The following is a 14,807-nucleotide window of genomic DNA, read 5'->3' on the forward strand; positions in this document are numbered from 1 at the left end:
ATGGAAAACGCCTGCACGGAACTTGTCCCTTTGGAGGCAGCGTAAAAAAAATAAAAGTTTTGCTTTACAAAAACACTTTACTATGCTACTATGATAGCACGATAAAAAAACGACATGTTAATCATGCCTGGCACACCCTGAGCGAGAAGGGACTGCAGATGGGAAGCAGGCAGCACCACAGAATTGAGGAGGAAAACGATTATGAAAAAGAAAGTATTCAGTGTAATGACAGCAGCAGCCTTAGTATTTTCCCTGACCGCCTGCTCCACAAACGCTAAGACGGAGGAGCCTGAGACAGCGGCGCAGAGCTCGGCAAGCCAGACAGAAGCTGCAGGAGCAGAGACGGCAGAATCTTCAGGTGGGGCTTCGGCAGAAGCGGGAGAAAAGGCCGCATCAGGAGAGACCAAGGCAGCGGGAGATACCTTTACCGTAGGTTTTGATCAGGATTTTCCGCCTATGGGCTTCGTAGGGGACGACGGAGAGTACACAGGCTTTGACCTGGAACTGGCGGCAGAGGTGGCTGACCGCCTGGGACTTACCTTTGTTCCTCAGCCAATCGCCTGGGATGCAAAAAACATGGAACTGGAATCCGGAAACATCGACTGCATCTGGAACGGTTTCACCATGACAGGCAGGGAGGATGAGTACACCTGGTCTGAGCCGTATATGGAAAACAGTCAGGTAGTGGTGGTTCTGGAGGATTCAGGAATTGAGTCCACAGCCGATCTGGCCGGAAAGATTGTGGAGGTTCAGGCTGACTCCTCCGCAGAGGCTGCGCTGAAAGAGATGCCGGAGCTGACAGAGAGCTTTGCAGCCCTTCAGACAACGCCGGATTACAATACGGCATTTATGGATTTGGAAATGGGAAGCGTGGACGCCATTGCCATGGATGTGATCGTGGCCGGCTACCAGCTCCAGCAGCGGGACGGAGGATTCAAGATCCTTGACGACACGCTGGCGTCTGAGGAGTATGCCATCGGCTTTAAGAAGGGAAATGAGGCGCTGAGAGATCAGGTTCAGACAGTTCTCGATGAGATGGCGTCAGACGGAACCATGAAGGAAATCTCCGAGAAGTGGTTTGGAGAAGATATTACGACAATCGGCAAATAAGAGAGCCGCATCAGGATAACACAGAACAGGGGACGAAACAGCCATGGATTTAGTTCAGATTTTAAAACAGCTTGCAGGAGGCATGGGAACCAGCATTGAGATCTTTGCAGTGACGCTCATCTTTTCCCTTCCTCTCGGGCTTCTCATCTCATTCGGGAGAATGTCAAAGAATCCCGTCATAAGGACGATCGTTAAGTTTTACATATCCATTATGAGGGGAACGCCCTTGATGCTTCAGCTTATGGTGGTGTATTTCGGCCCCTATTACCTGCTGGGAATCCGGGTGGGAAATGATTACCGGCTGTGGGCGGCCTTTATCGGCTTTGTGATCAACTATGCGGCCTATTTTGCGGAAATTTACCGCAGCGGTATTCAGTCCATGCCGGCCGGCCAGTATGAGGCTGCAAAGATGCTGGGCTACAGCAGGACGCAGACCTTCTTTCGAATTATCTTTCCCCAGGTGATAAAGCGGATTCTGCCTTCCATCACGAATGAGGTGATCACTCTTGTGAAGGACACCTCCCTGGCATTTACCATCAGCGTGATGGAAATGTTCACAGTCGCCAAGGCTCTGGCCTCCTCTCAGGTCAGCATGATTCCCTTTGTGGCGGCGGGACTGTTTTACTATGTATTTAACCTTTTAGTGGCTGTAGTGATGGAGCATGCGGAAAAAAGGCTGAATTATTACAGCTGACAGAAGGCCTGGCCGGAAAGGCTGAGGCAGCATGTCCTGATAATTAGGAAGAAAAGGCAGATAGGCGGATATAGGGATGAATATATTAGAGATCAAAAACATTGAAAAATCTTTTGGAGAAAATAAGGTGCTCAGGGATATTTCTCTGAGCGTAAAGGACGGGGAGATCGTATCGGTGATCGGCCCGTCAGGCTCGGGAAAATCCACACTTCTCAGGTGTGCCTGCATGCTGGAAACCATGGACAGGGGTTCTGTGGTCTATGAGGGAGAACCGGCAGTCTGGAATGAGGGGGACGGCCGGGTACAGTACGCGGACAAAAAGAGGCTTAGGGAGCTGCGCTCTCTCTACGGACTTGTCTTCCAGAATTTCAATCTGTTTCCTCATTACTCCGTTCTCAGAAATGTCATGGACGCGCCCATCCATGTTCAGAAACGGGGGCGCGACGAGGTGAAAAGGGAGGCCATGGCTCTTCTGGAAAAGATGGGACTCTCAGACAAGGCGGCCATGTATCCCTGCCAGCTGTCCGGAGGCCAGCAGCAGAGGGTGGCCATCGCCAGGGCTCTGGCCCTGAATCCTAAAATCCTGTTTTTTGACGAGCCCACCTCAGCGCTGGATCCGGAGCTGACCCAGGAGGTTTTAAAGGTAATCAAGTCTCTGGCAGACCTGAAAATTGCCATGGTGATTGTCACCCATGAGATGGCATTTGCAAAGGATATATCCGACCGGGTCATCTTCATGGCAGGCGGAGTCATTGTGGAGGAGGGAAGTCCGGAGCAGGTGTTCGCCTCAGACAATGAGAGGACGAGGGCGTTTCTCGGTAAGTATTACGAGAAAACGGAAGGCTGAGACGCTGCCTGCCTAGCTTACAGGCAGCCCGCTGTGATAGGAATAATTTCCAAGCTCTGTGAGGAGCTGGTGGAAATCCTGCTCTTCCAAGGGAACGCTGCTGGACAGGCAGGCGTTGAAGAAATAGTAGGCACTGCTCACCTTTCTGAGAGTCAGGTGAAACAGATCCACAAAGGAGTCGGTGGAGGCCAGCGCCTTGTTCCACGGGTTGCACCAGGGCTCGTGATCCAGGTTGCAGCACTTCCTGGGCTGGGTGAAAGTGTCTGTCACCAGCTTTGCCGAGGCCACCGGGTGGCTCACAAAGATAGATTCCACCAGGGCGATGCCGCCTCTTTTTTTGCCGGATTTGTCTGCCAGAGTCCGGCAGCCAAAGCGCATGGCCCAGATAGAGCGGTGCACCATGGAAGGCTTTACCTGGAAGTTATTCCGGTAGGTGATAGGATAGTAGGCGTCATTGATGCAGCTTGACAGAAAATGTGATACGAACTGCATTTCCTGTCCGTTCAGGCAGATGGTGGCCGTCTGATTAAATTCAGACGGCTTTTTCTTTTTATATTTATACAGGAGAATAGCGTCAATATCATTTTCCAGCGCCGCATGTCTGCCGTGATGGACGGCGGACGGGTTGGAAACGTCATAGCCGATTCGGCCGTACACGTAAGGATGACAGACATAGTCTGCGATGTAGTGGTTCATAAAACCTGCCAGATAGGCGACAGCCTGCTCCCGCTGCTGCTTCGACTTCAGATGGGAGAGGCGGTTCAGGGAGCACCGGAAAAACTCATTGACATGGTGCTCGTGCATGTAGGAACCCACGTTTCTGTAATCCCTGTGCCGCAGGACGGGAATATAGTAAAAGAACATATCCGGCCCCTGCAGACCCAGCTGGTAGAGCCAGCGGTGTTTTGCAATAATGTGCTTGAGCTGGTTGTTTGGAAGATCATTGTAGGATTTCATGCCAAAAATATAGTGAGTAGTAAAACCTGGCATAGCGAAAAGCCCTCTTTCTTCATTAATTCGAGCAGGGAATCCGGCCCATGAGACGTGTATATCCGTTCCCGCTTTGGAGTTAGTATATCACAGGCACAGCCTGTGATCGTCATTCGCCGCTCGCCTTGTGTGAGCAAGCTCCCACAGGCTCGCTTGCGCTCATTGTACCAAGTCGCTAACGCGACGGCTAACCACAGGTACGTGTTTCCGCCACTTTTTTCCAAAAAAAGTAGCAGTTTTTGTATATATGTTGTATTGTTAAGTTACCACACCAAACAATCGCATATTCACAAAAACTGCTATGCTTATTTTACCATGGATTTTTAAACTCAACAACTACATATCCAAAAATTTTTACCGTCCCCCTCCTCTTGTGGGTGTTCATTGGCTGCTTCTTATTATTTTGGGTTCTTATTATTTCACCACTCAGGAGGTTTTTATGGACTACTTATCTGTTTTTATTGAAATGCTTCAGGCAAAAAATCTTGCCCCCAATACCATTCGCGGCTATCAGACTTATCTCAAACCTTATCTCTCTTATCTGCTGGAACGAAATATCTCCCCGGAGCACGCCTCCTGGGAAATGGTTCGTGATTTCCTGAAAACGCTTCAGACTTCCCGGCATCTTTCCGACCGCACGATGAATATGGTCATTTCTCATCTCCAGTTCTTTTGGATTTATGTCCTGCATCAGCCATGGGATCCTTCCCAGATCCCTTTCCGCAAGTTCCGTACTTATCTGCCCTTTGTCCCGGACAGGAACCAGGTTGCTCTCTTTCTAAATTCCCTTGACGATCCTAAGGCACGCCTCGCCTGCTCGATCCTTTATGCTGCCGGCTTGAGACTGGATGAACTCTGTCATCTGGAATGCCGCTATATTTTTCTTTCTTCTCACCGGCTTTATATCCCGGTATCTAAAAACCGTTCAGACCGTTATGTCCCCATCCCGGAGAGCATCTGCAGGGATATCCGGGAGTACTGGTATTCCTGCCCCGCACACATGAAGCCGAAAACCTGGCTGTTTACCCAGCAGACCAACCGTTCCAGGCCTATGGATAAGCAATGGCTCCAGCGGATCATTCTGGACCACAGGAACGCCCTTGGCATGGACTCCCGCTTCTGCGCCCATTCCCTGTGCCACGCTTACGCTACCCACAGCTATGAGAACGGCCTGGATCTCCTTTCCCTGAAATCCAGGCTTGGGCATCGCTCCCTCAACAGTACCGCAATCTACGTCCACCTGGCTTCTTCTGCCTCAAATACAGTCACAAACCCTTTTGACCAGTTGGGAGGTACCTTCTATGCCTGATTTCAGAATACAGGATATTTTCCGCGCTTCCTTTCATGCCTTCAGGGCTTCCCACAATCTGTCTGACGTACAGAGGGATGCCGCCCTCGCCATCATCCGCTGCAAATCTGAAAAGTGCGGCTGCAACATCAGCGTCTGCACGGAGTGCGGACATACCGAACTACACTATAATTCCTGCAGGAACCGCATTTGCCCCAACTGCCAGGCCGTCAACACACTGGTCTGGGTGGATCAGCGCCGCGCGGAGGTTATCGATGCCCCTTATTTCCATGTGGTCTTTACCCTCCCCCATGACCTGAACCCGCTTCTGTACTGCAACCAGAAGCTTCTCTACGGTCTCCTGCATACATGCTGTGCGCAGACGCTCCTGGAGCTTTCTTCTAACCCCGAATATCTCGGCGCTGTGCCCGGCATTATCCAGATCCTCCATACCTGGAACCAGGAGCTGGATTACCATGTGCATATGCATTGTATTATTTCCGGCGGCGGCCTGACTCCGGATCTGAAAATCAGGAAATCAAAGAAATCTTTTTTTATTCCTGTCGCAGTGCTCCGGGATAAATTCAAAGGAAAATATCTTGCCATGCTGGATTCCCTCTACAAAAAGGGACAGCTTGTGTTTTCCGCTTCCTGCAGCTGCCTTCGTAATTCCTACGAATGGCAGGAGTTTAAAAACAGGCTCTATTCCAAAGACTGGTGCCCCTATATAAAGGAGACCTTCCGTGGATTTGGCAGCGCTGTGGAATATCTTGGGAAGTATACACACAAGGTCGCCATTTCAAACAGCCGCATCCTCTCCGTAACCGACAAAGAGACAACTTTCTCAGCCAGGGGCAGGAAACCGGGGGACCCCAGAAGGACCCTCACTCTTTCCAACACGGAGTTCATCCGACGTTTCCTGCTGCATGTGCTGCCGCGCGGATTCCAGAAAATCCGCTACTGCGGCTTTCTCAATAACCGGATGAAATCGAAAAACCTGAAACTGATTTTCAAGCTTCAGGGGCATCAGCGTTTCCAGCGCAGGTATGCCGGCATGTCAATGGCAGAATTGCTGAAAGCGGTATGGGATTTTGATCTTTCCGTCTGCCCGGCATGCGGGTGCGCCGCTTTAAAACCGGCAGGGAGGACCTATGCCCTTTTGCTGTAACCAGTGCCTGAATTCCACAATTTTTTTCACAGGCCTCCCACAGGAAGGCCTGCGAAGCATGCCCAAAACTCCGGTACAGGCAGTAAATTTCCTTATCCGCGTCCCGGTTTCCCGTGAAATCCGCCGTTTTTCGGGAAACCGGAAGGATACAATCCCCATATATGTTGTCGGCTAACCGACCGCGAATTGGTACAATTGGAAATCATCAGATTCAGAGCAGCTTAATTGGCTGCTCTATTTTTTTGCCTGAATCAGATGCTTTCCTTAAGAATTATATCACAGGCACAGCCTGTGATCGTCATTCGCCGCTCGCCTTGTGTGAGCAAGCTCCCACAGGCTCGCTTGCGCTCATTATATCACAAAATTTTCGGCAGGTGCAGGGGGAAAGTGTAAAATATAAAAGGCCCATGGAAAATATGGCAGGGAGAAGACGGGGAGATGTAATATATTCAAAGTAACATATTCAAAGGAACGGGGGAATAAATAGTTAAAAAGGACATTGGCATGAAATATGATTCAGTTTCTGCGTGACTTGGTCTGGGGGCCATGGCTGATGGCTCTGTTTCTTCTGACGGGACTTTACTTTACCATCCGGTTCCGCTTCTTTCAGGTCTTGCGGGCCAATGTGTGGTGGAGGGAAACTGCAGGGAGCCTTGCAGCGGGAAGGCGTACCCGGGAGAAAAAGGGACAGTTTGCGTCGGCCTGTACAGCCCTTGCGGCCACTGTGGGGACGGGAAATATTGCAGGGGTGGCCACAGCCGTGACCATGGGCGGACCGGGAGCTGTGTTCTGGATGTGGGCCTCGGCGCTGCTTGGGATGATGACAGCCTATGCGGAAGTCTATCTGGGAAGAAAATACCGCTATCTGGGCTCAGACCTCCGTCCAATCTGCGGTCCCTATGCCTATCTGGAACGGGGGCTTGGCATGAGGGGACTCGGCTGTCTTTATGCAGTGCTCTGCATTCTGTCATCCCTGGGAATGGGAAGCATGGTACAGGCCAACTCTGTTGCAGAGAGTGCCGCTTTTTCAGCCGGAATCCCTCTGACTGTGACAGGTTTTGTCCTGACGGCTCTGGTAATGGCAGTGATATTCGGGGGAGCCAGGCGCATCTCCCAGGCGGCGGTGGGGCTTGTTCCGTTTTCGGCGGCATTCTATATGGGGTTATGCGCAGCTGTGATTCTGGCGAATCTTCCCGAAATTCCGTCTGTGTTTGCCGGGATTTTCCGGGATGCCTGCTCTGTGGACAGCGCGGCAGGAGGGATGGCTGGAATTTTTGTGAGCAGAGCAGTCAGATACGGGATTTCCAGAGGGGTGTTTTCCAACGAGGCGGGGCTTGGGAGCCTGGCTGTACTCCATGGGGAGGCCGACGAGGAGGATCAGGAGCGCAGCCGGGAGCGCTTTGCCTGTGAGCAGGGCATGTGGGCTGTATTCGAGGTGTTTTTCGACACGATGGTGAGCTGTACCATGACAGCCCTTGTGATTCTGTGCGGGAAGAATCCCATGAAGGGATATTCCGGCAGCGCGGGAGTGGCCGCCTGCTTTTCTGCCTGTTTCGGGGATGCAGGGGGAATTCTGGTGTCTCTGTCTATGAGCCTCTTCGCCTTCGCCACTATCATTGCCTGGTTTTATCTGGGCAGGCAGGCTCTGGCCTACCTGACGGACGGGTTCTCCTGGCAGAGAACGGCAGTTCTCTGCTATGGTTTTTTCTATCTGAACGCGGTATTCTTCGGCTGCGTCGCCAGACTTACCCTGGTGTGGAATCTCTCGGATATTTTTAACGGGCTGATGGCTGTCCCGAACCTGATAGGGGTGTTCCTTCTGAGAAGGGAAGTAAGGCTTCCAGCCCTGAGGCAGAAATAAAAAAGAGAAGAGGTAAGAAAGAGAAGAAGTAAAAAAGAAGTTGAAAGTCTCCGGACATCAAAACAGCCGCCCGGCAACAGGGCGGCTATCTTGAATTTATAACTTTTGAAAAAGGGAGGAGAGCTGAATAATCAGCTCAAGTATTATGAAAAAAATCGTTGTAGCAATCGTTTGATTACTATGGCTTTATTATATGGGGCATTCGTGAAGAAATCATTAGCATTGTGTAACGGTTTTTTAAATGATTTGTGAACAAAATTTGAACAAAGGGAGGCTGCGGCAAACAACCATCTTGCAATGACTCCCCACATTTGATACACTGGTAGCAGAAAAGCCGGAGCATCCGGCTGGACAATGAATACCCAGGAGGACATAAATATGCAGAATCCAGTAGTTACCATTGAGATGGAAAACGGAGATGTGATCAAGGCAGAACTCTACCCGGAGATTGCCCCGAACACTGTAAATAATTTTGTAAGTCTTGTGAAAAAGGGCTTCTATGACGGCCTGATTTTCCACCGCGTGATCCGCGGCTTCATGATCCAGGGCGGATGCCCCCAGGGAAACGGAACAGGCGGCCCGGGCTATTCCATTAAAGGCGAGTTTGCCCGCAATGGCTTTAAGAATGATTTAAAACACACGCCAGGCGTTCTCTCCATGGCAAGAGCCATGCATCCGGATTCCGCAGGCTCCCAGTTCTTTATCATGCACGAGACCTCTCCCCACTTAGACGGCGAGTACGCAGCCTTCGGACATGTCATTGAGGGTATGGACGTGGTGAACAAGATCGCAGAGTGCAGAACAGACTGGAGTGACCGCCCGATGAAGGAGCAGAAAATGAAAAAGGTCACAGTGGACACCTTTGGCGAGGAGTATCCGGAACCGGAAAAATGCTGATAATTAAAGAGATTAAAATGAATCAGACGGTTTATTCCGTAACGCTGTCAGATGACAGACAGGCTCTCCAGGCCGCTTATGCGGCAGGGGGAGCCGTTGTTGGTTTATACGGTAAGAGAACTGAGAAGGAGAGTGCAGAAATACCGGATGAAGCCTGCCCGGATCTGATTCCGGATTTGTCCCCTGCCCTCTATCTGGCAGAGCGGGCGGAGGATGTGGACGAGGAGCTTCTCAGAAAAGCTGTCAGCCGCCGCTTCGGGCTGCCCCTCGAGATTGCCGTGACAGGGCGGCTTATTATACGGGAATTCAGGGCCAGTGACAGCCTTCCTGCTGAGGAAAAGGAATTTTCCACGCCGGAGCTGCTCTCCTCCTATATTGCCTGTCAGTACCGCTTCTATGAGTGCGGCCTCTGGGCTCTCGAGGAGAGGGCTACGGGAAAAATTGTGGGAAAGGCAGGGATTACAGACGGAGAGCTGGGATATCACATCTACTCAGAATACAGGAGAAGAGGCTTTGGCGCAGAAGCCTGCCGGGCAATTCTCTCCTGGGCAAAGAAAGAGGGCCTTGGCCGTGTAAGCGTCAGAATAAAGCCGGACAACACACCCTCTCTTCTGCTGGCAGAAAAGCTGGGATTTACCGGGGACAAAACAGAGGAGCCCCTGAAAGGAGTCAGAGAGGGGAAGGAAGAGGATGGGGAAATCCTTCTCCATCTCTCACTGTAGATGCCTGCAGCCGTCCGGGCCCTCCCTGTACTCCGGATTTCGGATGAGCCGGGAACCTTTCCTGCAGTCTGCTCCCCCGTGTTCCTCCTCTTAAAAATCCCCTTGTATTTTATATGCCCCGCGTATATAATATATTGTATACAAAAAAATGCAAAAATACAAAACGCACGAGGAGAGCTATGATTAAACATCTGGGACTGAAAGCATATGGGAAGATCAACCTGGGACTCGATGTGGTCAGAAGGCGGGAGGACGGCTACCACGAGGTCCGGATGATCATGCAGACAGTGGGGCTTTATGATCGGATTGATCTGTACCGAAGGGAAAAACCCGGCATCGGAATTGAGACGAATCTCTACTATCTCCCGAATAATGAAAACAATCTGGCAGTCAGGGCTGCAAGGCTTCTGATGGATGAGTTTGGAATTACCGAGGGGATCGACATCCGCATTAAGAAGCTGATCCCTGTAGCCGCCGGAATGGCCGGAGGAAGTGCGGATGCGGCGGCTCTTCTGTTTGGGGTAAACAAGATGTTTTCCCTGGGGCTTTCCATGGAGGAGCTGATGAAGCGCGGCGTGAAGCTGGGGGCGGATGTGCCCTACTGCATCATGAGGGGAACTGCGCTCTCAGAAGGAATCGGGGAAATTCTGACGCCTCTTGCCCCCGTTCCCCAGTGCCAGGTGCTGATTGCGAAGCCGGGAGTCAGCGTGTCCACGAAGTTTGTCTACGAAAATCTTCACGTGGATCGCCTGCCCGGGGAGGCTCACCCGGATATCGATCTTCTGACAGAGGCGATAAAGGAGAGGAATCTGAGGAAAATCGCCTCCAATATGGGGAATATCCTTGAAACCGTGACGATACCGGCTCATCCGGTGATCCGCGATATTAAGGAGAAAATGATGGACATGGGGGCTGTGGGAGCCATGATGAGCGGAAGCGGCCCGACGGTGTTTGGCCTCTTTATGAGCCCGTCAAAGGCCCAGGCCGCATATGAGGAAATGCGGTACGGCTCAGGGAGCGCCATGGCCAAGCAGGTCTATCTGACCAGATTTTACAACAGGAGTACAGACGCAGGACAGACAGGGGAATGAGAAAAATGGGAAATAATTTTCAGGTAAACATGAACGAGTACCTTCCGCTCAGGGATGTGGTATTCAACACGCTCAGGCAGGCGATTCTAAAGGGAGAGCTGGCGCCGGGAGAAAGGCTGATGGAGATCCAGCTGGCGGAAAAGCTGGGGGTGAGCCGTACGCCGATCCGGGAGGCTATCCGCAAGCTGGAGCTGGAGGGGCTTGTGCTGATGATTCCAAGACGCGGGGCGGAGGTGGCCCGCATCTCCGAGAAGAGCATGAGGGACGTATTGGAGGTGCGCCGCTCCCTAGAGGAGCTGGCTATCGAGCTGGCCTGCCAGAGAATGACGGACGAGGAATTTAAGGAGCTTCAGAGGGCTCAGGAGGCCTTTAAGAGCGCCGTAGAGCATGGCAGCGCCATGGAGATAGCGGAGACAGACGAGGCGTATCACGACATTATCTACAACAGCACAGGAAATATGAGGCTGGTGCAGATTTTAAATAACCTGAGGGAACAGATGTACCGCTACCGTCTGGAATATATCAAGGACGAAGACAAGCGCCAGATACTCCTTGTGGAGCACAACAAGATTTACAAAGCCCTGTGCTCCCGCCATGTGGAGGAGGCCAAGCAGGCCATGAGGGAACATATCGATAACCAGGAGATCACAGTGCTTAAGAATATAAAGGAGCAGGGAGAATGACATTCAAGGAATTATACGTATCAGGCCAGATTGAGTTTGAGGAGATCGATCGATATATCAGCCGGTGGAACCGCTCTGACGATGAGCGGACTCTGGCGAAGTACCTGGGACTTAATGCAAAGGAAGAGGACGTCTGGATCGACGAGAGCGATGAGGCGCTGAAGGAGCTTCTGGATTCCTATGAGAAGGTAAAGGGAACTCCTGTCACCCTTGGAAGGACAGGAATCATTGTCAACAAAAACGGGTTCGGAGCTCTGCCGATCCAGCGTATCGGAAAGGAGGAGGCTGCCCTCCTGCTGAGAAAGGCCTTCGATGCGGGAGTGCGCTACTTCGATACAGCCAGGGCTTACTCAGACAGCGAGGAGAAGATTGGCTATGCCCTGAGCGATGTGAGGGATCAGATCTTTATTGCCACAAAGACTATGGCGGACACTCCGGAGAAATTCTGGAAGGATCTGGAGGAGAGCCTTTTAAAACTAAAGACAGACTACATAGACATCTACCAGTTCCACAATCCGCCTGTCTGTCCGAAGCCGGGGGATGAGACGGGACTTTACGACGCCATGCTTGAGGCAAAGAAGCAGGGGAAGATCCGTTTTATCGGAATCACCAACCACCGGATTGACGTGGCCGAGGAGGCTGTCCAGTCAGGCCTTTACGATACACTTCAGTTCCCCTTCAACTATCTGTCCACAGAGAGGGAGACTGCCCTGGCAGAAAAGTGCCTGAAAAAGGACATGGGCTTTATCGCCATGAAGGGCCTCTCCGGCGGGCTTCTGACAAACGCGGCGGCCGTCTATGGGTACATGGCCCAGTTTGAGAATGTCCTCCCCATCTGGGGTGTGCAGAGGGAGTCGGAGCTTGATGAGTTTTTTCACTTTGTTGAGCAGCCTCCGGTTCTGGACGACGAGCTTAAGGCAGTCATCGAGGCGGACAGAAAGGCTCTGGCCGGAGAATTCTGCAGGGGCTGCGGCTACTGCATGCCCTGTCCGGCAGGAATCGAGATCAACAACTGTGCAAGGATGTCCCTTCTCCTTCGCCGCTCTCCGTCTGCGGGACATCTGTCGCCGGAGGGACAGGAGAAGATGAAAAAGATCGAGGGCTGTCTCCACTGCGGACAGTGCAGGAGCAAATGCCCCTACGGCCTTGATACGCCGAGACTTCTGGAGGAAAATTATAAGGACTATATGGAGGTGCTGGCGGGAAAGCCGCTCTAGGAAATTTCTCCGTCTGCCATTCTGGCAGAAAAAGCACTGTGGGATAAAAGAGTACGAGAATAAGAAAAGAGAATAGGAAAAGAGAATAAGAAAAGTTCAGGAAAAACGCTTTTTGCAGCTGATTCAGGCTGTGGAAAGCGTTTTTTCTTCCGCGGCACAGATACCGGGAAAGGGTGTTTCTACGGTCAGCCTCCTCAAATTGTGAAAATTTTGTAAAATCACCAGTTCGCTTCTTGACATAGTGACAGGTTGTCACTATAATAAGTGACAGCTTGTCACCAGAGTTTTTTCTGTCTGCCTTCCTGCCGATCAGCGGGGATGCCGGCAGGAGGGATTCAAAACAGCGGAAAACTTAGGAAAGCAGGGTGAGAAATATGCCGTCAGAGCGATTTTACCGTCTGCCGGAGGAAAAGAGAAAGACTATCTGCGAGGCTGCAATTCGGGAATTTGCCAGAGTGACCATGGATAAGGTTTCCATTAATCAGATTATCAAGAACGCGGATATTTCCAGAGGCAGCTTTTATACTTACTTTGAGGATAAATGGGATATTGTGTCCTACATTTTTGAGGATATTCAGGAGAAGCTGATTATTCTTGTGAAGGACAGGGCCAGGAAAACAGGGGGAGATATATTCGCCGTGATGGACTGCATTATGCAGGAAATGCTTCAGTTCTGCTGTTCCAGGCCGAATTTCGATTTTCTCAAAAACATCATGCTCCACATGAATTCGGATGATATGTTTGGAGGAAGGCTTTCCAAAAAGAAGAATGAGGAATATGCAAAGACAGGGGAGCAGGTGGAGCGATGGCTGTACGAGCACGCCGATCAGGCAAAGACGCATTTCACGAAATTCGAGGATTTTCACTGCCTGTTTGCGCTGGGAATGGCATCGGTGGCGATGGCCATCAGAGAAATCTACGATGGAGTACCCTTGGAGGATGCCAGGAGAAATTACAGCCAGAGAATGGAGATTCTCAAGTACGGAAGCATGAGGCGTGATGTTCAGGAAAATCCCTCCCTCCGTATGCAGAATCATACATAATCAGAAGATATGGGCGCATAAGAGGATATGTCTGCACATTCAGGCATCAGCATCATAGAAATAAAGACAGAAAGCAAAGGGAGAAAACAGCATGAAGAAATCAAAGATTGTTATAGCAGCGGTTGTAGCTGTGGCAGCGGTTATGATTGTTCCTCGGTTTTTAAAGCCGAAGGAGGAGGTAAACTCGGCGGCCGTTCCGGTGGTATCTGTGGCGAATCCGGAGATCGGGACGATTGAAATCTACACGGATCTTTCAGGGAGCATAGAACCCTCTGAGATGGCTTCCATTATTCCGAAGGCTGCCGGAGAGGTAACGGAGATTTACGTGAAGGCCGGGGATGTGGTGACAGAGGGACAGCCTATCTGCCATATTGACACAAAAATGGTGGATACGGCAAAGAACAGTATGGACACGGCTGCGGTGAACCTGGACAATGCGAACAGGGAGCTGGAGCGTTCACGGGTGCTGTTTGAGAGCGGAAATCTTTCCCAGCAGGCCTATGAGCAGGCCCAGAGCAGCGCCGAGCTGGCCAGACTTCAGTACGATTCTGCAAAGATCGCCTACGACAACCAGGTAGAGTACAGCTCTATCACAGCTCCTATTGCGGGAAAAGTGGAGAGCGTGAGTGTGGAGGTTCACGATAATGTGAGCACCCAGAATATTATCTGTGTGATCTCAGGCGAGGGGGCCAAGCAGGTCAACTTCGCTGTGACAGAGAGAGTCGTGGGAGGCCTTCATGTGGGCGACACGGTGGAGATTGACAAAAACGGAACGGTTTATGAGGGAACAATCTCCGAGGTCAGCACAAAGATTGACGATGACACAGGCCTCTTTAATGTAAAGGCTTCTCTGACAGAGGCCCAGGCTCTTGCCACAGGCTCCAGAGTAAAGCTGTCCGTCGTATCAGAGCACGCGGACAATGTGCTGACGGTTCCGACAGATGCCGTTTACTATTCCGGAGGAAAGCCGAATGTGTACACCTATGACAACGGAACGGTACACGAGGTTCCCGTTGAAGTAGGAATTTTTGATGCAGAGAAGACAGAGGTAATTTCCGGCCTTACGGCGGACGATCAGGTGATTGTCACATGGAGCTCGGAGCTTTATGAGGGCTCCCAGGTAGAGCTTGCAGGCGCTGACGAAACCACAGGCGAAACCGCAGACGAAACTGAAGAGCAGGCGGCAGAGTAAGGAG

Annotated in this window: 15 protein-coding genes; 14 read left to right on the forward strand and 1 reads right to left on the reverse strand. The window is 51.4% G+C overall.

Annotated features, from left to right (window positions below):
- From DW757_RS17515 to DW757_RS10230, 4 genes are all read left to right on the forward strand, one after another.
- On the forward strand, positions 1 to 278 hold a 278-nt coding region (locus DW757_RS17515), incomplete at its 5' end, for a hypothetical protein (RefSeq protein WP_207665906.1).
- The gene (locus DW757_RS10220) at positions 202 to 1,110 is read left to right on the forward strand and encodes an amino acid ABC transporter substrate-binding protein (RefSeq protein WP_008396586.1); all 909 of its coding nucleotides are present in this window, start codon (positions 202 to 204) and stop codon (positions 1,108 to 1,110) included. The genes DW757_RS17515 and DW757_RS10220, both read left to right, overlap by 77 nt.
- Before the next feature lie 43 nt (positions 1,111 to 1,153).
- Positions 1,154 to 1,804 carry an amino acid ABC transporter permease gene (locus DW757_RS10225; RefSeq protein WP_008396588.1) on the forward strand — a complete coding sequence of 217 codons (651 nt, stop codon included), beginning with the start codon at positions 1,154 to 1,156 and terminating at the stop codon, positions 1,802 to 1,804.
- A 76-nt stretch (positions 1,805 to 1,880) separates the two neighbouring features.
- Positions 1,881 to 2,651, forward strand: coding sequence for an amino acid ABC transporter ATP-binding protein (locus DW757_RS10230; protein ID WP_118751635.1), 771 nt, complete (start codon positions 1,881 to 1,883; stop codon positions 2,649 to 2,651).
- Positions 2,652 to 2,663: 12 nt separating this feature from the next.
- On the opposite strand, the gene DW757_RS10235 is transcribed toward DW757_RS10230, so the two are convergent.
- Positions 2,664 to 3,641 (reverse strand): zinc dependent phospholipase C family protein, encoded by a 978-nt coding sequence (locus DW757_RS10235; RefSeq protein WP_008396591.1) that lies wholly within the window; start codon positions 3,639 to 3,641, stop codon positions 2,664 to 2,666.
- A 439-nt stretch (positions 3,642 to 4,080) separates the two neighbouring features.
- Here DW757_RS10235 and DW757_RS10240 point away from each other — a divergent pair, with 439 nt between their 5' ends.
- From DW757_RS10240 to DW757_RS10290, 10 genes are all read left to right on the forward strand, one after another.
- Complete coding sequence (locus tag DW757_RS10240; protein WP_118751636.1) at positions 4,081 to 4,950, forward strand: tyrosine-type recombinase/integrase; 870 nt, start codon at positions 4,081 to 4,083, stop codon at positions 4,948 to 4,950.
- Positions 4,943 to 6,097 (forward strand): IS91 family transposase, encoded by a 1,155-nt coding sequence (locus tag DW757_RS10245; protein WP_015545112.1) that lies wholly within the window; start codon positions 4,943 to 4,945, stop codon positions 6,095 to 6,097. The genes DW757_RS10240 and DW757_RS10245 overlap by 8 nt, the downstream gene beginning before the upstream one ends.
- 511 nt (positions 6,098 to 6,608) lie before the next feature.
- Positions 6,609 to 7,958 carry an amino acid carrier protein gene (locus tag DW757_RS10255; protein ID WP_008396594.1) on the forward strand — a complete coding sequence of 450 codons (1,350 nt, stop codon included), beginning with the start codon at positions 6,609 to 6,611 and terminating at the stop codon, positions 7,956 to 7,958.
- Between the two features lie 378 nt (positions 7,959 to 8,336).
- Complete coding sequence (locus DW757_RS10260; protein WP_015574691.1) at positions 8,337 to 8,855, forward strand: peptidylprolyl isomerase; 519 nt, start codon at positions 8,337 to 8,339, stop codon at positions 8,853 to 8,855.
- Positions 8,856 to 8,872: 17 nt separating this feature from the next.
- Positions 8,873 to 9,577: a GNAT family N-acetyltransferase gene (locus DW757_RS10265; protein WP_243033578.1), complete on the forward strand. Its 705-nt coding sequence runs from the start codon at positions 8,873 to 8,875 to the stop codon at positions 9,575 to 9,577.
- A 179-nt stretch (positions 9,578 to 9,756) separates the two neighbouring features.
- Positions 9,757 to 10,668, forward strand: a complete 912-nt coding sequence (ispE, locus tag DW757_RS10270; protein ID WP_015574693.1) for a 4-(cytidine 5'-diphospho)-2-C-methyl-D-erythritol kinase — start codon at positions 9,757 to 9,759, stop codon at positions 10,666 to 10,668.
- Between the two features lie 5 nt (positions 10,669 to 10,673).
- Positions 10,674 to 11,351, forward strand: a complete 678-nt coding sequence (locus DW757_RS10275; RefSeq protein WP_118751646.1) for a GntR family transcriptional regulator — start codon at positions 10,674 to 10,676, stop codon at positions 11,349 to 11,351.
- Positions 11,348 to 12,568: an aldo/keto reductase gene (locus tag DW757_RS10280; RefSeq protein ID WP_118751639.1), complete on the forward strand. Its 1,221-nt coding sequence runs from the start codon at positions 11,348 to 11,350 to the stop codon at positions 12,566 to 12,568. Before DW757_RS10275 ends, DW757_RS10280 begins: the two co-directional genes overlap by 4 nt.
- Positions 12,569 to 12,942: 374 nt before the next feature.
- Positions 12,943 to 13,611, forward strand: a complete 669-nt coding sequence (locus DW757_RS10285) for a TetR family transcriptional regulator (RefSeq protein WP_118751640.1) — start codon at positions 12,943 to 12,945, stop codon at positions 13,609 to 13,611.
- A gap of 91 nt (positions 13,612 to 13,702) precedes the next feature.
- Entirely contained in the window at positions 13,703 to 14,803 is a 1,101-nt protein-coding gene (locus tag DW757_RS10290; RefSeq protein ID WP_008396601.1) for an efflux RND transporter periplasmic adaptor subunit, read from the forward strand.
- Positions 14,804 to 14,807: the final 4 nt, after the last annotated feature.

It is taken from the genome of Clostridium sp. AM29-11AC (assembly GCF_003480545.1).
Lineage (GTDB): Bacteria > Bacillota > Clostridia > Lachnospirales > Lachnospiraceae > Otoolea > Otoolea saccharolyticum_A.